The sequence below is a fragment of the Streptomyces sp. NPDC058701 genome (genome assembly GCF_042715295.1).
Taxonomy (GTDB): domain Bacteria; phylum Actinomycetota; class Actinomycetes; order Streptomycetales; family Streptomycetaceae; genus Streptomyces.
Genome location: NZ_JBHXSY010000001.1, coordinates 43,473 through 65,577, shown reverse-complemented (window position 1 = coordinate 65,577; position 22,105 = coordinate 43,473). Strand labels below are relative to the sequence as shown.

19 protein-coding genes and 2 pseudogenes are annotated in these 22,105 nt (G+C 73.2%); 11 read left to right on the top strand and 10 right to left on the bottom strand.

Translation table 11 applies throughout. The features are described 5' to 3' along the window. The first annotated feature begins 179 nt into the window (after positions 1 to 179). Both ACFWW8_RS00325 and ACFWW8_RS00320 read left to right on the top strand, forming a co-directional pair. The gene (locus tag ACFWW8_RS00325; protein WP_386521549.1) at positions 180 to 1,748 is read left to right on the top strand and encodes a hypothetical protein; all 1,569 of its coding nucleotides are present in this window, start codon (positions 180 to 182) and stop codon (positions 1,746 to 1,748) included. A gap of 316 nt (positions 1,749 to 2,064) precedes the next feature. After that, a complete protein-coding gene (locus tag ACFWW8_RS00320) occupies positions 2,065 to 3,504 on the top strand; it encodes an alkaline phosphatase PhoX (protein ID WP_386521546.1) in 1,440 nt (479 codons plus the stop codon). A gap of 134 nt (positions 3,505 to 3,638) precedes the next feature. On the opposite strand, the gene ACFWW8_RS00315 is transcribed toward ACFWW8_RS00320, so the two are convergent. From ACFWW8_RS00315 to ACFWW8_RS00300, 4 genes are all read right to left on the bottom strand, one after another. Continuing rightward, positions 3,639 to 3,815, bottom strand: a complete 177-nt coding sequence (locus ACFWW8_RS00315; protein ID WP_386521543.1) for a hypothetical protein — start codon at positions 3,813 to 3,815, stop codon at positions 3,639 to 3,641. Between the two features lie 102 nt (positions 3,816 to 3,917). Beyond that, positions 3,918 to 5,159: a TerD family protein gene (locus ACFWW8_RS00310; protein ID WP_386521541.1), complete on the bottom strand. Its 1,242-nt coding sequence runs from the start codon at positions 5,157 to 5,159 to the stop codon at positions 3,918 to 3,920. A gap of 62 nt (positions 5,160 to 5,221) precedes the next feature. Further along, positions 5,222 to 5,443 (bottom strand): hypothetical protein, encoded by a 222-nt coding sequence (locus ACFWW8_RS00305; RefSeq protein ID WP_386521539.1) that lies wholly within the window; start codon positions 5,441 to 5,443, stop codon positions 5,222 to 5,224. Positions 5,444 to 5,598: 155 nt separating this feature from the next. Beyond that, positions 5,599 to 7,122, bottom strand: coding sequence for an aldehyde dehydrogenase (NADP(+)) (locus ACFWW8_RS00300; RefSeq protein WP_386521536.1), 1,524 nt, complete (start codon positions 7,120 to 7,122; stop codon positions 5,599 to 5,601). A 127-nt stretch (positions 7,123 to 7,249) separates the two neighbouring features. Here ACFWW8_RS00300 and ACFWW8_RS00295 point away from each other — a divergent pair, with 127 nt between their 5' ends. From ACFWW8_RS00295 to ACFWW8_RS00280, 4 genes and pseudogenes are all read left to right on the top strand, one after another. Then, on the top strand, positions 7,250 to 8,074 hold the full coding sequence (locus ACFWW8_RS00295) for an IclR family transcriptional regulator (protein WP_386521533.1): 825 nt from the start codon (positions 7,250 to 7,252) through the stop codon (positions 8,072 to 8,074). Positions 8,075 to 8,092: 18 nt separating this feature from the next. Next, a pseudogene (locus ACFWW8_RS00290) lies at positions 8,093 to 8,320 on the top strand (response regulator transcription factor); the annotation flags it as partial. Positions 8,321 to 8,382: 62 nt separating this feature from the next. Further along, positions 8,383 to 9,828: a peptidoglycan D,D-transpeptidase FtsI family protein gene (locus tag ACFWW8_RS00285; RefSeq protein WP_386521531.1), complete on the top strand. Its 1,446-nt coding sequence runs from the start codon at positions 8,383 to 8,385 to the stop codon at positions 9,826 to 9,828. A 66-nt stretch (positions 9,829 to 9,894) separates the two neighbouring features. Further along, on the top strand, positions 9,895 to 10,419 hold the full coding sequence (locus tag ACFWW8_RS00280) for a GNAT family N-acetyltransferase (RefSeq protein ID WP_386521529.1): 525 nt from the start codon (positions 9,895 to 9,897) through the stop codon (positions 10,417 to 10,419). A gap of 211 nt (positions 10,420 to 10,630) precedes the next feature. Here the strand turns inward: ACFWW8_RS00280 and ACFWW8_RS00275 are convergent, their stop codons facing one another. After that, the gene (locus ACFWW8_RS00275) at positions 10,631 to 11,410 is read right to left on the bottom strand and encodes a helix-turn-helix domain-containing protein (protein WP_386521526.1); all 780 of its coding nucleotides are present in this window, start codon (positions 11,408 to 11,410) and stop codon (positions 10,631 to 10,633) included. Positions 11,411 to 11,682: 272 nt separating this feature from the next. On the opposite strand from ACFWW8_RS00275, the gene ACFWW8_RS00270 reads away from it, so the two are divergent. Next, positions 11,683 to 12,363 carry a class I SAM-dependent methyltransferase gene (locus tag ACFWW8_RS00270; RefSeq protein WP_386522187.1) on the top strand — a complete coding sequence of 227 codons (681 nt, stop codon included), beginning with the start codon at positions 11,683 to 11,685 and terminating at the stop codon, positions 12,361 to 12,363. 84 nt (positions 12,364 to 12,447) lie between these two features. On the opposite strand, the gene ACFWW8_RS00265 is transcribed toward ACFWW8_RS00270, so the two are convergent. After that, entirely contained in the window at positions 12,448 to 12,696 is a 249-nt protein-coding gene (locus tag ACFWW8_RS00265; protein WP_386521524.1) for a hypothetical protein, read from the bottom strand. 621 nt (positions 12,697 to 13,317) lie between these two features. Between ACFWW8_RS00265 and ACFWW8_RS00260 the strand changes: the two are divergent. Continuing rightward, positions 13,318 to 13,531 (top strand): annotated as a pseudogene (locus tag ACFWW8_RS00260) (hypothetical protein); the annotation flags it as partial. Between the two features lie 550 nt (positions 13,532 to 14,081). On the opposite strand, the gene ACFWW8_RS00255 reads toward ACFWW8_RS00260, so the two are convergent. After that, positions 14,082 to 14,429 (bottom strand): HNH endonuclease, encoded by a 348-nt coding sequence (locus ACFWW8_RS00255; protein WP_386521523.1) that lies wholly within the window; start codon positions 14,427 to 14,429, stop codon positions 14,082 to 14,084. A 374-nt stretch (positions 14,430 to 14,803) separates the two neighbouring features. Between ACFWW8_RS00255 and ACFWW8_RS00250 the strand changes: the two genes are divergently transcribed. Then, a complete protein-coding gene (locus ACFWW8_RS00250) occupies positions 14,804 to 15,313 on the top strand; it encodes a hypothetical protein (protein ID WP_386521520.1) in 510 nt (169 codons plus the stop codon). Between the two features lie 71 nt (positions 15,314 to 15,384). Here the strand turns inward: ACFWW8_RS00250 and ACFWW8_RS00245 are convergent, their stop codons facing one another. Continuing rightward, positions 15,385 to 16,467, bottom strand: a complete 1,083-nt coding sequence (locus ACFWW8_RS00245; protein WP_386521517.1) for a pyridoxal-phosphate-dependent aminotransferase family protein — start codon at positions 16,465 to 16,467, stop codon at positions 15,385 to 15,387. 84 nt (positions 16,468 to 16,551) lie between these two features. Here ACFWW8_RS00245 and ACFWW8_RS00240 point away from each other — a divergent pair, with 84 nt between their 5' ends. Next, the gene (locus tag ACFWW8_RS00240; protein ID WP_386521515.1) at positions 16,552 to 17,688 is read left to right on the top strand and encodes an amidohydrolase family protein; all 1,137 of its coding nucleotides are present in this window, start codon (positions 16,552 to 16,554) and stop codon (positions 17,686 to 17,688) included. A gap of 367 nt (positions 17,689 to 18,055) precedes the next feature. Next, positions 18,056 to 18,988: an SCO1860 family LAETG-anchored protein gene (locus ACFWW8_RS00235; protein ID WP_386521512.1), complete on the top strand. Its 933-nt coding sequence runs from the start codon at positions 18,056 to 18,058 to the stop codon at positions 18,986 to 18,988. A gap of 168 nt (positions 18,989 to 19,156) precedes the next feature. On the opposite strand, the gene ACFWW8_RS00230 is transcribed toward ACFWW8_RS00235, so the two are convergent. Next, the gene (locus tag ACFWW8_RS00230) at positions 19,157 to 20,401 is read right to left on the bottom strand and encodes a CapA family protein (protein WP_386521510.1); all 1,245 of its coding nucleotides are present in this window, start codon (positions 20,399 to 20,401) and stop codon (positions 19,157 to 19,159) included. Between the two features lie 124 nt (positions 20,402 to 20,525). Further along, positions 20,526 to 21,950, bottom strand: a complete 1,425-nt coding sequence (gene cobC / locus ACFWW8_RS00225; protein ID WP_386521507.1) for an Rv2231c family pyridoxal phosphate-dependent protein CobC — start codon at positions 21,948 to 21,950, stop codon at positions 20,526 to 20,528. Between the last annotated feature and the right edge of the window lie 155 nt (positions 21,951 to 22,105).

Genomic DNA, 22,105 nt, shown 5'->3' with positions numbered 1-22,105 from the left:
ACCAAAGGCGCAGGCTCGCCGGACGCGCCCGAAATGCGTCTACGCTGGGTCGCCGTACGGGGGCCGCGACCGCCCCGGAGCGGCCCGGACGGCCCGCCCGGCGGGCCGGACCGCCGTACCCGTCCGGCCCGGCCGATCGCAACGGCCCGCCCCACCGCGTCCGCGAGGAGAACCACCCCATGTCCGCAGAGCCGCACGCCACTCTGCCGCCGGTCCGGCTGCACTCCGACGCGGAGCTGGCCGGAGCCGCCCTGGCCGCGCCGCTGTTCGCGCGCGCCGTACGGCTGGCCCGCTGGGCCGGGCCCGCCACCCGCGTCGACGTCGGCGGCGAACTCGTCGCCGAGCAGCTGCCCGAGGCCGCCGCGGCCCTCGGGCTCGACGCCGGCGACGCGGACTCCGTCATGTACGCCGGCCAGGCGTGGCGGGTGGCCGTGGACACCGGCCTGGTCGACGTGACCGAGCCGGAGGACGACGGCGCGGACGTCTCCGGTGCGGGGACCGCGGCCTCCGGGACGGGGGCTGACGACTCCGGTGCGGGGGCTCACGCCCCCGCGGTCGGGGAGGGCGGTACCGCGGCGCACCACGGCACCGCCGCGCCCGGCGAGGACCTGGCGCTCGTGACGAGCGGCACGCCCGGCGACGTCCTCGACCTGTGGCTGGCGGCCCTGGACACCGTGCTCGCGGACGCGGCGGTGCCCGACCTCGAGGACCTCGTCGACGCGCTGGACGCGGGCGGCGAGATCGACCTCGACGAGCTGGACTGGAACCCGGGCCGCGAGGCGGACTTCCTCGACGGCGTCCTCGCCAACCTCTACCTGCTGACCGTCGCCGAGGGCGGAGCCGCGAACGGCCCGGTCCCGCTGCCCGTGCTCGCCGCTTCCATGGTGGTGCCCGACGACATGGGCGAGCCGACCGACGCCGTACTGGAGCAGGTATCCGACGCGATGATGCGCCTGGACGACCAGTTCCGGCAGCTGGAGCCCATCGGGCTGGTGGAGTTCCGGCCCGTCGACGAGGCGCTGATGGCGGGGGCGGACGACGCGGACGCCACGGCCGGACACCACGACGGCGGGGACGGGGACGAGGACGTGTCCCGCTACGGCATGGTCCGCCTGACACCGCTGGGCCTCTACGGCGTACGCGCCCGGATGCTGGAGGCCGGGGTCGACGCGCCGGCCGTCGGCGACCTGGCCGACAAGGGCGCGGACGCGCTGCTCGACGCGGTCTGCTCCTACCCGGAGGGCGCCGCCCAGGCCGAGATGGACCAGTGGCTGAGCGGCCGCGAACTGCCCGCGGCCGTGGCCGAGCTGCTCGCCGCGGCCCGCGGTGGCGACGAGGCCGCCCCGCTGCGCCGGCTGCGCTGCCAGCAGGCCCTCGCGCCGGCCGGGCCGGAGGCGGAGGGGGCGGTGCGCGCCGTACTGGACGACCCGGAGCTCGGCGGGCTCGCCCGGGTCTGGCTGGCCGAGCGCGGGGCGACCGACGTACCGGCGCCGGACGCGGCCCTGGTGTTCTGGCTGGCGGTCGACACGATCGCGGCGCAGCTCGCCGCGGACGACGCGACGCAGGAGCTGCCGCTGCTGATGGAGACCCTGACCGCCCATCACACGGGCTTCTTCGAGAAGGCGTGGCGGGTGGAACACCCGGCGACCGCCCGCGTACTGGAGGCGATGGGGCGGCTGCACCCGGACAAGAAGGCGGCGAAGGAGGCCCGGAAGGCCGCGTTCAGGGCCCGGTCCCGACAGGCCTGAGCCGGGCCCCTGCCGGGTGCGGGGGCGTGGGACGTGCCGGAGGGTCCCGGACGCGCGCCGGCGGTCCGGTTGGCGGGTCGGTCCGGGACGCGGCCGGGACGCGGCCGGGGGCGTGCCCGGGGCACGGCCGGACGGGCGGCATCGGTCCCACGGGTGGTGACAACGCGCCGTTCCTGGGCCGGACTTCGCCATTCCGGGCCCCGGCAAGGGGCCGCTTCGTCTTCCTGGGTAGTTCAGCCGCCGTTCACGTGCGGGCGGGAGCGTGTGCGCCGACGACCGCACGACAGGCGCACCACCTCCCCACCCTGGAGACCCGATGCCGCTCACCCGCAGAGACTTCACCGCCCGCACCGTGATCGCCGGAGCGGGAGTCGCGCTCACCGGGGCGGTCGGCGCGCTGGCCACCGCGCCGGGTGCGCTCGCCGCCGACGGCGGCACGCTCCGGGACGCGGACGGAAAGCCCTGCGACCCCGGCTACGGACCGCTCGTCCCCGACCCGGCCGGGTTGCTCGCCCTCCCCGCCGGGTTCCGCTACCGGGTGATCACCCACAGCGGGGTGACGCGGCTGGAGTCCGGGGAGACCACCCCCTCGAACCACGACGGCACGGCCGCCTTCGAAGGGCACCGCGGGGTCACCCTCCTCGTCAACAACCACGAGCTCAAGGGCAGGCGCGAGACCTGGCCCCGCCCCGTCCCGCTCGCCGAGGGCCTCGTCTACGACCCTGCCGCGGCCGGCGGCTGCACGGTCGTCGAGGTCCGGCGCGGCGGCGAGGTCGCCGAATGGGTGGGCATCGCCGGTACGTCGACCAACTGCGCGGGCGGCGCCACCCCGTGGGGCACCTGGCTGACCTGCGAGGAGAACTCCGACCTCGCCGGCAAGAACGGGATGACCAAGGACCACGGCTACGTCTTCGAGGTCGACCCGCACGACCGGCGCGCCAACCGCGACCCGCGGCCCGTGAAGGCCTTCGGGCGCTACGACCACGAGGCGGTGGTCATCGACCCGCGCCAGGGCCACGCCTACCTGACGGAGGACGCCTCCGGCCCCAACGGGCTGCTCTACCGCTGGACCCCGCCCCGCGGCTTCCGGCACGGGCGCGGCATGCTCCGTACGCTCGCCGACGACGCCGGCGCGCTGCAGGCCGCCAAGTGCATCGACCGTACGGGCCGGTTCGTCGACGACCTCTCGCGCGCGACGCGGATCGGGACCGTCTACGGGGTCGACTGGGTGGACGTGCCGGACCGGGACGCGCGGACCGTGCCGGTGCGCGGGCAGTTCGCGGACGGCGTCGTGACGCGCGGCCGCAAGCTGGAGGGCATGTGGTGGGCCGACGGCGGCGCGTACTTCGTCTCGTCCTACGCGCGCGCGGAGAGCCCGGGCACCGCGCACGACGGCCAGGTGTGGTTCTACGACCCCAAGCGGCGCACGCTCCGGCTGACCGTCCTGATCGGGGTGAACGCCGACCCGTCGGCGGACGGCGGCTACGACGGCCCCGACAACATCACCGTGTCGCCGTACGGAGGCCTGGTCATCGCGGAGGACGGTTCGGGGCTGCAGCACCTCTTCGGCGCGACCGACTCGGGCCGGACGTACCCGCTGGCGCGCAACGAGCTGAACATCGGGTCGGCGGAGGACCCGGAGTACTCGGAGTTCGCGGGCGTCTGCTTCTCACCGGACGGGCGCACGCTGTACGCCAGCATCCAGGACCCGGGGATCATGCTGGCCGTCACCGGCCCGTGGCGGCGCGGACACTGAGAACGGCTCCGCCGACGGGACACGCCGACGCAGGCCGGACGGACACGGCCTTTGCCGCGCGAGCCCTCGGGGCGCCCTGTCGCAGGAGTCGCCTTCGGAGGGCCGGGGGCCGCCGCATCGGACGGCCCGCCGGCTCACTGGGCTGCGGAGACCTCCGCGCGGGAGGCGACGGCCCACTCGGCGAGGAGGAATTCATACGCCTCCGAGGGCCATTCGCCGCCCACACCGGTCTCGACGAGGTGCCGGATCGCCTCGTTCGCCTCTGAGGCGGACGGGCGGGCCGGACCCGCGGGTGTGAGTGACTCGTGCATGAGTCCAAGGCTACGGGCGGGCACTGACAGCCACCTCCGGATTACGCGTGGCTTCCATCACCCGCGCCGCCGCCCGGTGGCACCATGTGCCCGCCCACCTGCTCAGAGTGCCTGCGCGGCGGGCTTGACCATGCCGCGCACTGTGCGCGACTTCACAAAATCGCCGATCGCCGTCATCTCCCACTCCCCGCTGAACTGCTTGATGAGCTTCGCCATCATCACGCCGGTCTGCGGCTCGGCGCCCGTGAGGTCGAAGCGGACCAGCTCCTCGCCGCTCGCCGCGTCGATCAGGCGGCAGTACGCCTTGGCGACCTCGCTGAACTTCTGGCCGGAGAAGGAGTTGACGGTGAAGACCAGGCCCGTCGCGTCGGCGGGCAGGCGGCCGAGGTCCACGACGATCACCTCGTCGTCGCCCGCGCCCTCGCCGGTGAGGTTGTCACCGGAGTGCTTGACGGCGCCGCCGAGGATGGACAGCTTGCCGAAGTAACAGCTGTCGATGTGGTTGCGCTGCGGGCCGTACGCGATGACCGAGGCGTCGAGGTCGATGTCCTTGCCGCGGAACGCGGGCTCCCAGCCCAGACCCATCTTGACCTGCGACAGGAGCGGGCGGCCGCCCTTGACCAGGGAGACGGTCTGGTTCTTCTGGAGGGTGACCCGGCCCTTGTCGAGGTTGACCTTCCCGGCGCCGGGGGCGGCCGCGGGGGCCGGCGGAGCGGCGGCGGGGACCGGAGCGGCCGGGGCGGGCGTCGTCGCACCGCCGAGCCAGGGGGAGACGGGGTGCGCCGCGGGCTGGACGGGCGGCGCGGGCGGCGCGGGCGGGGCGACCGGGGCCGCCGCCGCGGGCGCCGGCTCCTCCTCCACGGAGACACCGAAGTCGGTGGCGATGCCGGCGAGGCCGTTCGCGTAGCCCTGGCCGACCGCGCGGACCTTCCACACGCCGCCGCGCTGGTAGATCTCGACGACGACCAGCGCGGTCTCGGTGCCCAGCTGCGGCGGGGTGAAGGTGGAGATCACGGCGCCGCCGTCCGCGTCGCGCACGGTGGCGGTGGGCTCGATGCCCTGGAAGGACTGCCCGGCGGCGTCGGGGCTGGCCGTGACCACGATGCGCTCGATGCCCGGCGGTACCGAGGCGGTGTCCACAGTGATCGAGTCCGGTGCCGACCCGCCGCCGGACCGGTAGCCGACACCGGGCCCGGAGGGCTGGTTGAAGAAGATGAAGTCCTCGTCGGAGCGCACCTTGCCGTCCGCCGTGAGGAGCAGGGCCGATACGTCGAGCCGTACCGGCGCCGCCACGTCGACCGTCACGCGGACGGCGTTGAGCGGCAGGTTGGATCCAGGGGTCATAGCGGTCATGCCGGGAGAACGACCGGAGGTGCTTTGCCGTTCCCTTACCCTCGCGAGAGATTTCAGCGGCGGTTGCGCGGATGGTTCTTCGCCGTGCGCTCGTTGCCGAACTTGTACGAGCCGGTCCAGCGGGCCATCACGAGCTGCGGGTCCCCGGACCCCACCTCGGCGAGGAACGTGTCGGCCCGGCTCCCGCGCAGGGTGGCCGCGGCGCGCCCCTGATGGGTGATGGCGACGCAGTGCTCGCCCAGCTGTTCGTACGTGAACCCGTGTGGTCTCGGCATGGGCCGCAGCCTGCCCGGCCGGGGGCCGGGACGGCAACGGCTTTTGCGGGCGGCCGCGGGGGCGGGGGGCGGGGGAAGGCCGGTCCGGGCCGGCCGGAAGGGTGCGCCGGCGGGGTGGGGCGGGTGCGCCGGCGGTGGGGCGGCCCGGACCCCGGTCAGCCGCCCGTGACCCGGCGCGGCAGCCCCAGCGGGTTGGCCTCGCGCAGCTCCGGCGGAAGGAGGGCGTCCGGCACCGACTGGTACGCCACCGGGCGCAGCCACCGCTCGATCGCGGTCCCGCCGACCGAGGTGGAGTGGGAGGTGGCCGCCGGGTACGGGCCGCCGTGGTGCTGGGCCGGGGCCACCGCGACCCCGGTCGGCCAGCCGTTGACCACGATCCGGCCGGCCAGCCCGGTGACCTGGGCGATCAGTTCGGCGGCCGGCCCCGGAGCCCCCTCGGTCTCGGCCGACGAGAGCTGGAGCGTGGCGCTCAGGTTCCCGGGGAGGCGCCCGAGCACCGCGGCGGCCTCGGCGCGGGAGGCGTACCGGGCGACCACGGTCACCGGGCCGAAGCACTCCTCCAGCAGCAGCTCGTGCGCGCCGTCCCCCACGAGGCTGCGGGCGGGCACGGTGAGGTATCCGGCGCCGACGGTGTGCTCCCCGCCGGAGCCCGGGGTGACGGGCGCCCCGACGCCGGGCAGCGCGGCCCGCTCCCGTACGCCGGCGACGAAGTTCTCGCGCATCCGGTGGTCCAGCAGCACCCCCGGCTCGGTCTCGCCGAGCGCCTTCGTGAGCGCGTCGGCGAGGCGGTCGCCGTCCGGGCCCTCGGGGACGAGGACCAGGCCGGGCTTCACGCAGAACTGGCCGACCCCGAGGGTGACCGCGCCCGCGAGACCGGCGCCGATCTCCTCGGCCCGCTCCGCGGCCGCGGCGGGCGTGACCACGACGGGGTTGAGGGAGCCGAGCTCGCCGTGGAAGGGGATGGGTACGGGCCGCGCGGCGGCCGCGTCGAACAGGGCCCGCCCGCCGCGGATGGAACCGGTGAACCCGGCGGCGGCCACCAGCGGGTGCCGGATCAGCTCCAGACCGGCGTCGAACCCGTGGAGCACGGACACCACGTCGGCGGGCAGCCCGGCGGAGACCGCCGCACGGCGCAGCAGCGAGGCGCACAGCTCGGAGGTGGCCGGGTGGTCCGGGTGGACCTTGACCACCACGGGGCAGCCCGCGGCCAGCGCGCTCGCGGTGTCCCCGCCGGGGACGGAGAAGGCGAGCGGGAAGTTGGAGGCGGCGTAGACCGCGACCACGCCCAGCGGGACCTTGTAGCGGCGCAGTTCGGGGCGCGGAGGGCTGAGGGAGGGGTCGGCGCGGTCGATCCGGACGTCGAGGTAGGACCCCTCGTCCACGGCGTCGGCGAAGGCGCGCAGCTGACCGGTGGTGCGGGCCAGCTCGCCGGTGAGCCGGCCCGGACCGAGTGCGGTCTCGGCGTCGGCGGCCTCGACGACGTGGGCGGCGGCCTCGTCGAGGTGGTCGGCGGCGGCCCGCAGGAAGGCGGCGCGGGCGGTCGCGTCGGCGAGGGCGCCGCGGGAGGCGTGGGCCGCGCGGACGGCCCCGTCCACCTCACGGGGTGTGGCTTCCACCGCAACCTGCTCGCGCTGCTTCCCGGTGCGGGGGTCCACACTCCAGACTGGTGTCGCTGTCATGGCCCACTGCCTCCTGGAACGTTCAGTATTCTGAACGTCGTTCCGGTGGATGAATGATCACATCTGCTGTGGACTCTATTTCCGCGTCCTCCGCGTGACAAGGGGCGCCCAGAGGGGAAGCAGGCCTATGACGACGACCGAGCCGGGGAGCGCGGTACAGGGAGTGCGGGGACCGGCCGAGCCCGGGGGGCCGGCCGGACCGACCGCGCCGGTCAAGTCGGCGGTGCGGACGGTGCTGTTGCTGGAGCACTTCGCGGCCCGGCCCGGTCTGCACAGCCTGGCCGACATCCAGAACGACCTCTCCCTGCCCAAGTCCAGCCTCTACATGCTGCTGCGCACGCTCGTGAACCTCGGGTGGGTGGAGACCGACGCCACGGGCACCCGGTACGGCATCGGCGTACGGGCCCTGCTCGTCGGCAGCTCCTACATCGACGGCGACGAGGTGGTGGCGGCGGCCCGGCCGACCCTGGACCGGCTGTCCGACGACACGACGGAGACCATCCACCTGGCCCGGATGGACGGCACGAGCGTGGTGTACCTGGCCACCCGGCAGTCCCGGCACTACCTGCGGCCCTTCACCCGGGTCGGACGCCGGCTGCCCGTGCACTCGACCGCGCTGGGCAAGGCGCTGCTGGCCACGCACACGGACGAAGAGGTGCGGCGGCTGCTGCCGAGGCGGCTGGAGGCGGTCACCGAGCACACCATCACCGACCGGGAGCAGCTCGTGGAGGAGCTGGCGCTGGTGAGGGAGCAGGGGTACGCGGTGGACCGGGAGGAGAACACGCTGGGGCTGCGCTGCTTCGGCGTGGCCGTGCCGTACCGGACGCCGGCGCGGGACGCGGTGAGCTGTTCGGTGCCGGTGGCGCGGCTGACGCCGGGGCACGAGCAGGGCATCAAGGCGGCGCTGTTCGAGGCACGGGACCGGCTGTCGGTGGTGACGCGGCGGATGTGAGGCGGCGGGGGCGGGGGCCGGGCGGCGGGCGCTGCGCCGTGGGTGGCCCGGCTCACCGACCGGGAGGCCGACGTCCTGCGCCTCATCGCCACCGGTCTGTCCAACCAGGAGATGAGCGAGCTTCTGGGCGTCGGACCGCAGACCGTGAAGACCCACGTGGCGGCGGTCCTCGCCAAGACCCGCTCCCGTGACCGGACCCAGGCGGTGATCGCCGCCTACGAGGGCGGCTTCATGAGGAAAGGCTGAGAACTCCGCCACAATCGGGGCAGAGCGGAACGACCGGGGCCGCCGGGGCGTCTTTCCGGGGGATGAACAAGACGATCAGGCGTGCGTCGGTCTTCTGTCTGCTCTTGGTGCTGGCCCTGCTGGTCCGTGTCACCTGGGTGCAGGCATACCAAGGCCAGGCCCTCGCAGACGACAAGAACAACCGCCGGAACCTCATCGGGCAGTACGAGAACCCGCTGGGCAACATCATCGTGGGCGGGGAGGCGGTCACGGGCTCGACGAAGACGGGCGGCAAGGACTTCGGGTTCAAGCGCACGTACACCGACGGCCCGCTGTACGCGCCCGTCACCGGGTACAGCTCCCAGGCTTTCGGGACGAGCATGCTGGAGGGCGTCTACAAGAACGTCCTCAACGGCTCCGACAGCCGCCTGAAGACCATGATGGACACGCTGACCAACAAGCGCGCCGCCCCGGGTGACGTGCTGACGACCATCGACAAGGACGTCCAGAGGGCCGGCTTCGACGCCCTCCAGGGCAAGCAGGGCGCCGCCGTGGCCATCGACCCGGCGACCGGTCAGATCCTCGGCATCGTCAACAACCCCTCCTTCGACCCGGGCCGGATCGCCGGCGCCAACGACAAGGAGGCCTGGGCGGAGCTGTCCGCAGACCAGGGCAAGGCGCTGGAGAACGTGGCCCTGCGCAAACCGCAGGCGCCCGGCTCCACCTTCAAGCTCGTCACCCTCGCGGCGGCGATCGAGAACGGCCTGGTCACGGACATCGACACGCCGACCGGCGTCAAGGCCCCGTACACGATCCCCGGCACCCGCACCGACCTGCGCAGCGAGGCCCCCGCGCCGATGTGCGACAACGTCTCGGCGCGCGTGGCCCTGAGGCTGTCGTGCAACAACGTCTTCGCGGAGCTGGCGCACCGGCTCGGGCAGGACAAGATGCGGGCCATGGCCGAGAAGCTCGGGTTCAACACGCAGATCGACACCCCGGTCCGCACCAACCCGCCGAGCTCGTACCCCAAGGCGAAGATGTCCATCGACCAGGTCGCGCAGACGGGCATCGGCCAGTTCGACGTCCAGGCCACCCCGCTCCAGATGGCCATGGTCACGGCCGCCGTCGAGAACGGCGGCAAGCTCGTCGCGCCGCACATGGTCTCCCAGGTCACCGACGCCAACGGCAACGTCCTGGAGAGCTTCAAGGACCCGAAGTCCGAGCAGGTCATGAAGGCCAAGACCGCCTCGATGCTGCGGGACGCGATGAAGACGGTGGTCAGCGAGGGCGGCGGCAGGCCCGCCCAGGTGAGCGGCGCCGAGGTGGGCGGCAAGACGGGCACCGCCCAGCGCGGCGTCAACAACAGCCTCTCGCCGCTGGCCTGGTTCACCTCGTACGGAAAGCTGAACGGCAAGCAGATCGCCGTCGCGGTCGTGATCGAGAACTCGGACACCGACCGCTCCGAGATCGGCGGCGGCAAGCTCGCCGCCCCCATCGCGCAGAAGATGATGGAGGCGTGGCTGAAGTAGGGGCCACGCGGACCGCACGGCCGGCGCGCCGGGAACCTTCGCGGTTCCCGGCGCGTCGGTCATTCCATGATCAGGACCGCGCGACCCGCCGACCTCGACGCCATAGCCGCCCTCCACAGCCGGGCGCGGGCCACCTATTACCAGGGCCGCCTCCCCGAGGAGGCCTACGGCGGCGCGGCCGAGCTCGCGCGGACCCGCGAGGGCTGGTCCCGCGCCGTCGCCCGGTCGGCGGCCGACGGCAGCGTGCTCTGCGCCGAGCGGGACGGGCGCGTCACCGGCGTCGCCGCGTTCCGCACCGCGGACGGCGAGACCACCCTCACCCAGCTCCACGTCGACCCGGACCACTGGCGCCGGGGCACCGGGTCCGCCCTGCACGCGGCCTGCCTCGACGCCTGGCGCCGGGCCGGGGCGGCCAGGGTCCGGCTGGAGGTCTACGAACACAACCTGCGCGCCCGGGCCTTCTACGCCCGCAGGGGCTGGCTCCCGGAACCGGAGCCCGCCGCCTCGGGTTCCCACCGCGTCCTGTGGCTCGCGGTGACCCCGCCGACCGGGGAACGAACCGGGGAATGGGACGTACTCTCAGGTCGTTGAAGGGGGAACTGTTTCATCCCGTTCCGACCCCGGAGAGAAGAAGGATCATGCGCGTCGAGATCTGGAGCGACATCGCCTGCCCGTGAACCAACGGAACCACAGGTTACCGCGAGGCTCTGACCTGCGTCTATGGCTTGGCAGTTGAGGGCAGCAGAAGGCCCCGCCACCCCGCGGAGAAGCAGGATGACGGGGCTGTGGAGCGGGGCGGTTCCTACTCCGGCGGGCTGCTGTACCGCTCCAACGTCGCCTTGCTGGTGGACCGGTCGACCAGGCGCAGTTCCCAGGGTCCGGTGTTCACGTCGAAGTCCTTCCCGAACCCGACCCACTTACCGGCCATGCGCCGCCCGGTCGGCTCGACCAGCAACTGAATGGCGCCGTGGTACCGGGCGCCGTTGTAGTACCCATCCGCTGCGGTCTGCTCGACCCACGACCCGGTGACCACGTTCCGGTCCACGGTCAGGTCCAGGGTGAGCGGGCTGTCCGGGTTGCTGGACGCCCCCGGCAGACTCTGCGCGGTCAGCCGGTTCCCGTGCTGGACGAGAACGACGTAGTGCTTCCCCTCGTACGTCTCGCCCCGGCTGGACGAGTAGAACTCGTACCGGCTGAGCCACACTCCCGCGAACGTCCCGTCGCCCGCCTGTGCGGCTGTCTGAGCGCTTACGGCGGCAGAGGCAACCCCACCTGCTCCAGCGTCCATGTCGTGCCCTCCTGCCTTGTCTGTGGTGACTCTCGCCATGGGTACCGGCAAGGTGAACCCCAGTGCCTCCACCGGGCGCCCTGTGACCCGCTCCAGCGCCCTGGAGTACACGCCCCGAGGTGTCTTGCTCGTACCCGATTCCCAGCGCTGCACCAACCGCTTTGACGCCTCGTTGGGTTCCCCGAGTTCCTGCCCCGCCCGGCGCAGGGCTTTGGCGAAGTCGTCTTGGCTTAAGCGCAGGCCGATACGCACGGCCCGCAGCACATCATTCGGCACGATTGCGGTCGTCGTCATGACCGTCAAAGCTAGACCTAACCGCTTGCCAATGACACCGGTTTGACGCCCCTGGGGGTGTCATTGACGTCCCTCCGAGTGACGCCCGGACGACGCCCGGAACGTCGTCGTTCCGACCTGTGCGCAGAGGCAACATCAAATGCCGGCCCGTGGGGGACAGCACCCAGGCCCGGAGATCGAGGTCGGTGAAGTAGCACCACCGCACCCCAGTCGGCCAGCCGCCCGGTTCCTCACGCCGGGCGGCTGTGCCCATGAGCAAGAACGGAAGCGAAGTGGCAGACACCCGTAGTGCTGCGTGGGACACCTATTCGCAGAGCAAGCCCCAACGGCGCGCGACGAATGCCAAGGGCGAGACCACATGGTTCAACTGGACTCAGCATGCCGACCACGGACCGGGCGCCGAAGTGCTTGACGCGGAGCCTGGTAGCCGTGTGCTCGACCTGGGGTGCGGATCGGGCGGGAACCTGGCCCACATGGCCACTCTGGGGATGCGCGCGGTAGGGGTGGACCTGTCGCCCGCACAGCTCGGCAAGGCCCGGCAGCGCTGGGACGACGTAGGCGGTATGGAGCTGCACCAGAGCGAGGCGCTGGCCTTCCTCGCGGACTCGCCCGTGAGCTTCGATGCGGTCTACTCCGTCTTCGGCGCCGCCTACTTCACCGATCCCGGGCTGATGCTTCCCGCCGTTCACAGTCGGCTCGCACCGGGTGGGGTCTTCGCCATGTCGCAGCATCCGGCCGTTGATGGCTGCTACGGCTGCCAGGCGTCGTACATCCCACGCGGTCCGGATGAAGACCCCGCGGTGGTCAAGCGTTGGGACTATCCGCCGGAAACGTGGGCCTCCATGTTCAAGGGATACGGGTTTGAGGACGTGACGGCCGTGGTGCTACCGGCCCCCGCCACCGGTAAGCGCCGGATTGGCACGCTGCTGATTCGCGGAGCACGACAGGGGTAGCCCACAGAAACGACTTGTTTAGCCACGCTAACTTTTTCCCTCCCTGCCGCTCGGGCGTGGGAGGGGTCGGGGGTACCCCCCTGGTCAGAACGGCGGAGCCTCGCGCGATTCGCGCCGTGAACGTGCTTCCGCAGCGAACCCGCCCGGTTGATTGCGTGCGGTCTCGCGGTTGTGGCACGCGATGCACAGCGGACGCAGATGGTTCGGCCCGTCCGGGTTCGCGTCGCCCCGTGCAATCAACTCGCGCCGGGACAAAGGGTAATGGTCCGCCACGTTGGCCAGGCGGCCACACAGCACGCACCACGGATGCCGGTACAGGTAGGCCCTGCGCATGCGCTGCCAGCGTGTGTCATAGACAGCGCCACCCCGTGAAGCACGGTCCGCGTTCGCCTCGCGCTCATGAGCGGCACAGCGTCCGCCGGCTCGGGTGAGCTCAGGACAGTCGGGTACCGAGCATGGGGGGCGGGGCTTACGCGGCATGGGGGACACCTCCTAGGCAGGGTCAGGGGACGTACACGCGCACGTTCGACGTCACGTGAGCTTCTTTGTCGGTGGTACGTCATGAGCTCGGGCAGCACTCGTGAGGTTGGGGCGGTAACAGCCGACGAAAAACACAAGGTGAGAGGCTCGCTTATCCAGAGTGTCAAGTTGCGACTCTCGGCTTTGTACAGATGCGGCGCATGACGCATAGGGGGTAGGCGGTGCTTCACTTGAGGCATGAATCCAGAGACCACGAGCCGCCCCGTGCTCGAACTGCGCTTCGGTGGGCTGCACTTGACCGTGCAACGCATCCCCGGTTGGCTCGTCGGACTGATCACCACAGCCAGCGGCGCCGCTGCAACATGGTGGACGACCCGCTAGCCGCAGCGCTCGCCGGCTCATGGCGGACTGGTGCACCCGGGACAGAGCGCGGGGGCGGGATCTACGGGGCACGGCGAACATGTGAGTGCGCACCCCCACGGGGAGGAGAACGGCTGGACCTCCAGCCACTCCGTCGTCGAGATCGTCGGAGGAACCACAAAGGTGAGGCTCACCCGGTACGAAGGTGGCCAACCATTGGCGTGTACGTCCTCCTGACCCTTGGCGCAATGAGCAGTGCAGTCAGGGCCACTGCATCCACGTCGTGATCCACCCGCAGGTCGTCGTCCGCCGCGACGTCACCGGCAAGCGCGATAGCCCGATGACGTGATCAGCGCGATAGTCCTCGGGGGCAGCAACGCCTCCGGCTTACCGAACACATGCGCTCCGTCGCCGCCTTCGACCATTCTGCCGAGCTCACGTCGATGCAGGTCCGTGCCGTTCGGATACCTCCAGCGCTCCTACCTGCACAGTGCCCAGGCGTTCCGGCCCAGCTGTACCCGAGCCCCCGGACCAGTCGTACCAAAACTGTCCATAGGCTCTCGGGTGCCTCACGTAACGGCATAGCTCTGAGCGGAACCGGCCGTGGCGTTGCGGTGCTTCCTCATTCTTCCTTCAACACCTGCGTCACGCAATGGCGCGCGACAGGAGCCAGAGGGCAGCGACGCCAACAGGGCGACGCCAAGAGGGAGGACGACAAGATGAGCCGCAGCACGAAAGCCACCACCTCGCTTCCAGCACTCGAAATCCGCTGCGGCGGACTGCACTTGACCGTTCAGCGCGTGCCCGTGTGGCTCGTCTCGCTGGTAGCCACAGCCGCAGGCACCGTTGCCACGTGGTGGGCGCACCAGTAGGACGCCTCAGCGCGACGGAACAGCGGCCCCGAACTCTGTACGCGTCTTGAGCCCGTGGCAGCCGTGGCACAGCACTTGCACGTTGCCGTCTACGTCCTCGCCACCGAGGGACAGCGGACGCACGTGGTCCACGTCCACCCCGGAAGCGGGGAAGTCGTTCAGGCACCAGTCACACCATCCCGAGCCCCGGTCCGTCACGAGTCGACGGAGTCGCGCAGCAGCGTCATAGCGGGCCGCACGGTGTCGGCTCCGGGCTCGTCGTGTACGGACCGTAATCCGGTCCTCGTAGGCCCCGTGGTGCGTCTTGCAGCGGCCCCGATATGTCGCGGGCTCAGTGCAGTCGATACAGCGCATGCGGCTCCCTGTCAGTGTCGTGTCTTACGTTGGTCGGATGACAACAACCAATGAGGCAGCCGAGCCCGCTCCGGGCTACCGCCGTTTTGCCGGACGCTGCCAAACGTGCGGTCTTGGTCTCCAGTGGGAGGCGTACAGCCGAACCGCGCTGGTCGACAGCAACGGACAGACGTACTGCGAGCCGGTACGTGGGATGCACGTCATCGACTAGTGCCCGCCCGAGGGCTCGAACCTCGGAACTCTGCGGGCGATATCCCCGAGTCGGGGCCGGTACCGCGCACCTCTGCCGTTGGGTCAGCGGGCGGAAAGGGTGCTACCAGATAGCGTCAGTTTTGGTTGACACGGCCTGGTGCTCGCCGTGGTCCTGGTGCTCGTTGGCCTCGTCAGCGAACTGGTCCGGCGGGGTGTACAAGTGGCTGCTCGGCGCCCGCGGAGCCTCCTACCTGACCGTCTCGGAGGACGCCGAGCACACCCTGACCCCGCTGCACGCCGGCTGGGTCGCGGCCGAGTCCATGTGGGACGCCACGTACGGGCCGATGCCGGAACTGGCCCACGGCGCAAGGAAGTTCGACGAGTCCCCGGCCTTCCTCGCCTACCACGCGGCCGAGCCCTCGCTGGCGCTGCTGGAGGGCGTCGGCATCGGGGCGGTGCACGCGCACGACACCGCCCTGGCCGCCCGCTACCGGTCCGGGCTCGCCCGGCTGGGCCACGAACCGGTGCCCGGCGACGCCGCCATCGTCTCCGTTCCGGGCCTCGCCGACCGCCTGCCCGCCCTCCAGGCGGCCGGCATCGCCACCGCCGCCCGCGCGGGCGCCCTGCGGGCCTCGTTCCACCTCTACACCACCGAGGCCGACGTGGACCGGCTGCTCGACGCCCTGTCCTGACGGGCCGGCACCGGGGCGTGCGCCCGCGGAGCCGCCGCCCGGCCGCCCGCCGTCCGCGCCGACCCCGCGGGTCAGCGCAGGGCCGCCTCCCACGCCGCGCCCGCCGCGTCGAGCGCCGGGCCCGGCTCGACGCCCAGAGCCGTCGCGAGGGCGGCCAGCGCGCTGCGCACCACCGGCAGCGAGGCCGCCCGTCCGTAGTGGTTGACCCGGACCATCTCCTTCGCCAGCGCGCCGCCCCCGGCGGCGAGCGGGGCCGCCGGATCGGCGGCCAGCGCCTTGGCCGCCACCAGCGAGGCGTCCGGGACGCGCAGGGTGGTGGCCACCGGGGCCGCCTCCGCCGCCCGGCCCACGAACGGGGCGAGGCCCAGGGCCGCCGCGCCCACCCGGGTCGCCGCGGCCGCGGCAGCGTGGCGGGCCTCCACCACGGGGAGGCCCTCGGCGGTGATCCGGTCCAGGCAGGCCTCCAGGGCCAGCATCTCCAGCTGCGCCGGAGCGTGGAGCAGCGCCGTGCGACCGCCGTCGATCCAGCGCTCCTTCCAGTCCAGGAGGGACAGGTACGAGCGGCGCGGGGCCGCCGGGTTCTCCGCGAAGCGGGCCCAGGCGCGCTCCGACACCGACACCGCCGAGACCCCCGCCGGGCCGCCCATCGCCTTCTGCGCGCCGATCACGCACAGGTCGACGCCCCACGCGTCCGGGAGCAGCGGTTCGGCGCCCACCGACGCCACCGCGTCGAGCATGAACAGCGCGCCGTGGGCCCGTACGGCCTCGCCGATCTCCGCGACCGGGTTGGTGTTGCCGGTGGCCGCCTCGGCGTGGATGAGGGAGACGAAGTCGATCTCCGGGCGTTCGGCGAGCGCCGCCGCCACCTGCCCGGCCGTCACCGCGGTGTCGAAGGGCACCTCCAGGTCCACCACCGTGGCCCCGCAGTCGCGCAGCCAGTTGCCGAAGGTGGTCCCGTACGGGCCGGTCACGACGTTCAGCGCCGTCGAACCGGGCCGTGCTCCCGACCGGATGCACCCCTCAAGGGGCAGCAGCGCCTCGCCCTGGGTGATCACCACGTCCTGCCGGGTGGAGAGGAGTTCGGCGACCCGACGCTCGATCGACGCGAAGCGCTCCGCGGTCAGCGGCGGGAAGTCCAGGAGGGGGTGGGTCACGGCGGCGCTCTCTTCGTCCGGGCTCGTCCGGGGTCGTCCGGATGTACCGGGAGAGCGTACCGAGCACGCACGTACAGTGCCGACATGACCGATGCCGATGTGACCGACACCGACACAGATGCCGACGTCCCGCGGGACGTCGCGGTGTTGCACGTGAAGGGGCGGGTGCTCGTCGGCCCCGACGACGTCCGCGACGAGCTCTGGGTGGTCGGCGGGCGGATCTCCTGGGAACGCCCGCCGACCGCCCGCGAGATCACCACGGTGACCGGCTGGGCCCTGCCCGGCCTGGTCGACGCGCACTGCCACGTCGGGCTCGACTCCCACGGCCCGGTCGACGCCGGGACGGCCGAGCGCCAGGCACTCACCGACCGGGACGCGGGCACCCTGCTGATCCGCGACGCGGGATCGCCCTCGGACACCCGCTGGATCGACGGCCGCGAGGACCTCCCGAAGATCATCAGGGCGGGTCGCCACATCGCGCGCACCCGCCGCTACATCCGCAACTACGCCCACGAGATCGAGCCGGCCGACCTCGTCGAGTACGTCGGCCGGGAGGCGCTGCGGGGCGACGGCTGGGTGAAGCTGGTGGGGGACTGGATCGACCGCGAGGCGGGCGACCTGACGGCCTGCTGGCCCCGCGCGGAGGTCGAGGCGGCCATCGCCGAGGCGCACCGGCTCGGCGCCCGCGTCACCGCGCACTGCTTCGCGGAGGACTCGCTGCGGGACCTGGTCGAGGCGGGCATCGACTGCGTCGAGCACGCCACCGGGCTCACCGAGGACACCGTCCCGCTGTTCGCGGAGCGCGGCGTCGCGATCGTCCCGACCCTGGTGAATATCGCGACGTTCCCGAAGATGGCGGCGGGCGGCGAGGCGAAGTTCCCGCGCTGGTCGGCGCACATGCGACGGCTGCACGAGCGCCGGTACGACACCGTCCGGGCGGCCTATGACGCAGGGGTTCCCGTGTACGTCGGCACGGACGCGGGCGGCTCGCTGCCGCACGGGCTGGTCGCGGCGGAGGTGGCCGAGCTGGTCAAGGCCGGCATCCCGCCGCTGGAGGCGCTCTCGGCCACCACCTGGGCCGCCCGTGCGTGGCTCGGCCGGCCCGGCCTGGTCGAGGGGGCGCCGGCGGACCTCGTGGTGTACGCCGAGGACCCGCGGGCCGACGTGCGCGCGCTCGCGCGGCCGCTGCGGGTCGTGGTGAACGGCACGGTCCGCGCCTGAGGCCGCCCGCGGACCGGTGTCCGGGTCCGGGTTCCGGGCCGGGGGTGGTGCGGGCCGGGGGGCGGACCGGACCCCGGGGCCGGTGGCGCCGCGTTGACGGGGCGTGACATCGGGGGCTCCGGCGTCGTTGTGCACGCCCGCGAGGCTCCCCGTGCCGGGGCGCCTGCGAAAAGAGCGCACTCGCGTTCCTCCTGGGGCGTGGAAAATCGAATGTATGCGTGGAAACCACCCATTGGGGTGAACTGACGTCAGGTTGCCGCCCGTTCACCCACAGTGCGTAAAGATTCCGAGGGTCGAAGCCGTCGGCGCGTGCGATGTCCCCCATTGGCGCCGCGACGGCACCCATCTCCCCGGGGGTTCCACCACCTTGAACAGCAACACCCTCCGCATGCCCGCGGTCGTCCTGCTCGCGACGGGAGCCGTCGCCCTGCTCGCCGCTCCCCCCGCCTCCGCCACGGGAGGCGGCGGCGCGGGGCCCGGGGGAGCGGGCAAGGCCGGAGCCGTCGTCCTGCGGGCCGGCCTGGACGTGGGCCTGCTCGACAAGACCGTCGACATCCCCCTGAAAACGACGCTCAACGAGGTCACCGCCCCGGCCGCCCCGGCGCAGAAGACGGCGCTGACCGTCACCCTGGACGGCGTCGAGGGAGGCGCCCCGGTCAGCGTGCTCCGCGCCGACGTGGCCACGTCCGAGGCGACCGCGGACAAGAACAAGGCCGAGGCCGAGGTCAACCTCGCCAAGGCCCGGGTGCACGTGCCGGGGCTGCCGGCCCTCTCGCTCGTCGAGGTGGAGCAGGTCACCTCCAAGGCCGTCTGCGAGGCGGGCAGGAAGCCCGTGGCGAGCGCGAACGTCCTCGGCAAGGTCACCGCGCTCGGCAAGAAGGTCACCCTGTCCGCCGGCGGGCCGACCAAGGTCGAGGTCCCGGGCATGGGCCTGGTCACCATGGAGCTGTCCGGCACCGAGACCACCTCCGACGCGGCGGCCGCGTCGGCGCTCCGGCTCACGATCTCGGTCAACCCGCTGAACCTGAACGTGGCCGAGGTGCAGGGCGAGATCGTGCTCGCCGAGGCGCACTGCACGTCCCCGCCGGCGCCCGCCCCGATCCCGCCGAAGCCGGAGGGGAAGCCCGACGTGAGGCCGCAGGCGGTCGCGGACACCCGGACCGGCACCGTCACCACCGGCGCCAACCTGGCCGAGACCGGCGGCGGTTCGACGGCCCCGTACGTCGCGGGCGCCGCCCTGGTCCTGCTCGGCATCGGCGGGGGCGCCCTGGTCCTGACCCGGCGGCGCAGGACCTCGTGACCCCCTAGGGGAGCGCCGTCCCGAGGAGCACCCGGAGGGGAGTGCTCAACGGGATGCGCCCGGCGGAACCGGGGGAAGCCGGAGCCGGGGGAAGCCGGAGCCGGGGCGGAGGGGCTACCGGTTCCGGGCGGGGCAGGAGGCAGGGGCACGGCCGCCACGGGTGGGGGCTCAGCGGGTGGCGTGCTCCAGCCCCTGTCCCGCCGCGCCGCGCGACAGCACGGCCTCCGTGACCTGCCGGTCGATCCGCGCGTACTCGGCGCGCTTGGCCGCCCCGAGCCCGGTGTCGGCCGCCGCGCAGGACGCGCAGACGACGCGGAACGGCGGCCCCGTGTCCGAGAACTGCGTCAGGTACTCGGCCTTGACCACCTCCCAGCGACCCGGGCGGTCCGCCGCCGGGGCGAAGGTGAACCGGGGCACCGAGGACTGGTTGCCGCGCAGCTTGTCCGCTGGCACGAAGCTGGCGACCTGGTCGCCCATGCCGAAGACCACCCAGATGCCGTTGATCTTCTCGTAGGGCTGCGGCACGTGGTTGTGGGTGCCCAGGACCAGATCGATGTCGGGGAGCCCGTCGGCGCCGCGGGACGCGGTCAGCGCCTGCGCCAGCTCACGCTGTTGCTGGTCGGGGGCCGTCTGCCACTCGGTGCCCCAGTGGACGCTCAGCACCACCACGTTCGCACCCCCGGCCCGGGCGGCGCGGGCGTCGGCGACGATCCTGTCCCGGTCGACGAGGTTCACCGCCCACGGCTTGTCCGGGGGGAGGGGGATGCCGTTCGTGCCGTACGTGTACGACAGCTGCGCCACCTTGGCGCCGCCGGCCGACATCACGGCCGGCGCGGCGGCCTCCTGGGCGCTGCGGGCCGAACCGACGTGCGGGACCCCGGCGCGGTCGAGGTGCTCCAGGGTGCGGGCGAGGCCCTCGAAGCCGTCGTCCAGGGTGTGGTTCGAGGCCGTGGAACAGCTGTCGTAGCCCGCGTCCCCGAGGGCGTCGGCCAGTTGGTGCGGGGCCTTGAAGAGCGGGTAGCCCGTGTACGGTCCGCCGGGCCGCCCGTACGGTATCTCGTGGTGGCATATCGCCAGGTCGGCCGCGGAGACGAGGGGTTTGACCCCGGCGAGGATCGGGCGGAAGTCGTACCCCCCGGCCGTGCCCGCGTCGTCGGCCGCCCGCTGGATGATCGACGGGTACGGGATGATGTCGCCGGTCGCCACCAGGGTGAACGGCCGACCCGCCGGGGCGGCCGGCGCCCGCGGGGACGGCGTCTCGGACGCGTCGCCGCCCCGCCCCGCCCCGTCCTGGAGCCGCTGCTGCGCGGCGGGCGCACCGCCGCGGTCCAGCAGCCGGGGCGCGGCGTAGACGCCGCCGCCCACCACGGCCAGTGCGGCCAGTGCCGCGCAGATCCCGACGGTTGCCTTCATGTCCGACCCCCGGTGCGTCCGTCCGCCGCGGGGCTCGTCGCCGCCCCCTGCGCTCCGGCGTCAGGGTACGCCGCCCGTACGGGGACCGCGGGCGCGCGGCGGTGGCGGGAGGTCCGCCCCGGGGTCAGCGGCCGCCGGTGAGGGCCAGCGCGTGGTCCAGGGCCTGGAGCAGCCGGCCCGTCGTCACCCGGTCGCGGACCGCCAGCCGCAGCCAGGAGCGGTCCAGCCCGGGGAAGGTGTCCCCGCGCCGGACCGCGAACCCGAGGGCGCGCAGCCGGAGGCGGACCTCCGCGGCACCGTCCACCCGGATCAGGACGAACGGCCCCTGCGCCACTCCCGTGATGGTGATCTCCTCGAACTCCGCGAGCCCGGCCAGCAGGTGCGCCCGGTCCACCGCGACCTGCCGCGCCGCCTCCTCCGCCTCGGCCAGTGCCGCCGGGGCCACGCAGGCCTCGGCGGCCACCAGCGCCGGGGTCGACACCGGCCACAGCGGCTGCGCGGCCGCCAGCTTCGCGATCACCGCGGGCTCGGCCAGGACGTAGCCGATCCGCAGCCCGGCCAGCCCCCAGGTCTTCGTCAGGCTCCGCAGCACCACCAGGCCCGGCAGGTCCATCCGTCCGGCCAGGGCCTCCCGCTCGCCCGGGACCGCGTCCATGAACGCCTCGTCCACCACCAGGAGGCGGCCCGGCCGCGCCAGTGCGGCCAGGGTGTCCGCCGGGTGCAGCACGGAGGTCGGGTTCGTCGGATTGCCGACCACCACCAGGTCCGCGTCCTCGGGCACCGCCGCCGGGTCCAGGCGGAACCCGTCCTCCGCCCGCAGCACGACCCGCTCGACCCGGTGGCCCGCGTCCCGCAGGGCCGACTCCGGCTCGGTGAACTGCGGATGCACCACCACCGGCCGCACGGCGTCCAGGGCCCGCGCGATCAGCACGAACGCCTCCGCCGCCCCGGCCGTCAGCAGCACCCGCTCGACCGGCAGCCCGTGCCGGTCCGCGACGGCCGCGCGGGCCGCCCGGCCGTCGGGGTACGCCGCGAGATCCCCGAGGGACGCCGCGATCCGCCGCGTGAGCCACTCCGGGGGAGTGTGCGCCCGTACGTTGACCGCGAGGTCCACCAGCGCGGCGTCCGCGTCCCGCACCTCCGCATCGCCGTGGTGGCGCAGGTCGTGCCCCTGCGCCGTGGCCACCGCGCAGGTCGCCGCCACCGACCGGCGCTTGGGCACGAGGAGGTGTCCGCCCCCCGCCAGCGCCGCGGCCTCCGCCACCGACGGGGTTCCGGCGGCCGCGCGCGCCGCCTCCGAGGGGTGCGGCACCGGGACCTCGGCCAGTACTTCGGCGGAGTAGCCGATGAGCGGCACGCCGAAACGTTTCGCCGCGCCGACGATCCCCGCCTCGTCCGCCTTCGACTCCACCGTGGCCAGCGCCGTCACCGCCGCGGCGGCCAGACCGGCCCCCCGCAGCGTCTCCTCGACCAGCGCGCAGACCTCCGCCACGGAGACCCCCGCGCGTCCGCCGACCCCGACCACCAACCGCGTCGCGTACTCACCCACCGGGAAGCCTCCCTCCGTCGTCACCGTCACCCGGGCACCACCCGGAACCGTCCACCGCGCACCCCCCGAACCTCGCCCGCCGCCGTCCGTTCGTCAACCGGCCGCCCCCCGGTACCTGGGCGCGGACGTGCGCGCGGGGCCGGGAGTCGGTATCC

Bases quoted from the DNA above. Each gene is read 5' to 3' on its own strand.
- ACFWW8_RS00325 (WP_386521549.1), top strand. From the start codon at position 180: ATGTCCGCAGAGCCGCACGCCACTCTGCCGCCGGTCCGGCTGCACTCC.
- ACFWW8_RS00320 (WP_386521546.1), top strand. From the start codon at position 2,065: ATGCCGCTCACCCGCAGAGACTTCACCGCCCGCACCGTGATCGCCGGA.
- ACFWW8_RS00315 (WP_386521543.1), bottom strand. From the start codon at position 3,815: ATGCACGAGTCACTCACACCCGCGGGTCCGGCCCGCCCGTCCGCCTCA.
- ACFWW8_RS00310 (WP_386521541.1), bottom strand. From the start codon at position 5,159: ATGACCCCTGGATCCAACCTGCCGCTCAACGCCGTCCGCGTGACGGTC.
- ACFWW8_RS00305 (WP_386521539.1), bottom strand. From the start codon at position 5,443: ATGCCGAGACCACACGGGTTCACGTACGAACAGCTGGGCGAGCACTGC.
- ACFWW8_RS00300 (WP_386521536.1), bottom strand. From the start codon at position 7,122: ATGACAGCGACACCAGTCTGGAGTGTGGACCCCCGCACCGGGAAGCAG.
- ACFWW8_RS00295 (WP_386521533.1), top strand. From the start codon at position 7,250: ATGACGACGACCGAGCCGGGGAGCGCGGTACAGGGAGTGCGGGGACCG.
- ACFWW8_RS00285 (WP_386521531.1), top strand. From the start codon at position 8,383: ATGAACAAGACGATCAGGCGTGCGTCGGTCTTCTGTCTGCTCTTGGTG.
- ACFWW8_RS00280 (WP_386521529.1), top strand. From the start codon at position 9,895: ATGATCAGGACCGCGCGACCCGCCGACCTCGACGCCATAGCCGCCCTC.
- ACFWW8_RS00275 (WP_386521526.1), bottom strand. From the start codon at position 11,410: ATGACGACGACCGCAATCGTGCCGAATGATGTGCTGCGGGCCGTGCGT.
- ACFWW8_RS00265 (WP_386521524.1), bottom strand. From the start codon at position 12,696: ATGCGCAGGGCCTACCTGTACCGGCATCCGTGGTGCGTGCTGTGTGGC.
- ACFWW8_RS00255 (WP_386521523.1), bottom strand. From the start codon at position 14,429: ATGCGCTGTATCGACTGCACTGAGCCCGCGACATATCGGGGCCGCTGC.
- ACFWW8_RS00240 (WP_386521515.1), top strand. From the start codon at position 16,552: ATGACCGATGCCGATGTGACCGACACCGACACAGATGCCGACGTCCCG.
- ACFWW8_RS00230 (WP_386521510.1), bottom strand. From the start codon at position 20,401: ATGAAGGCAACCGTCGGGATCTGCGCGGCACTGGCCGCACTGGCCGTG.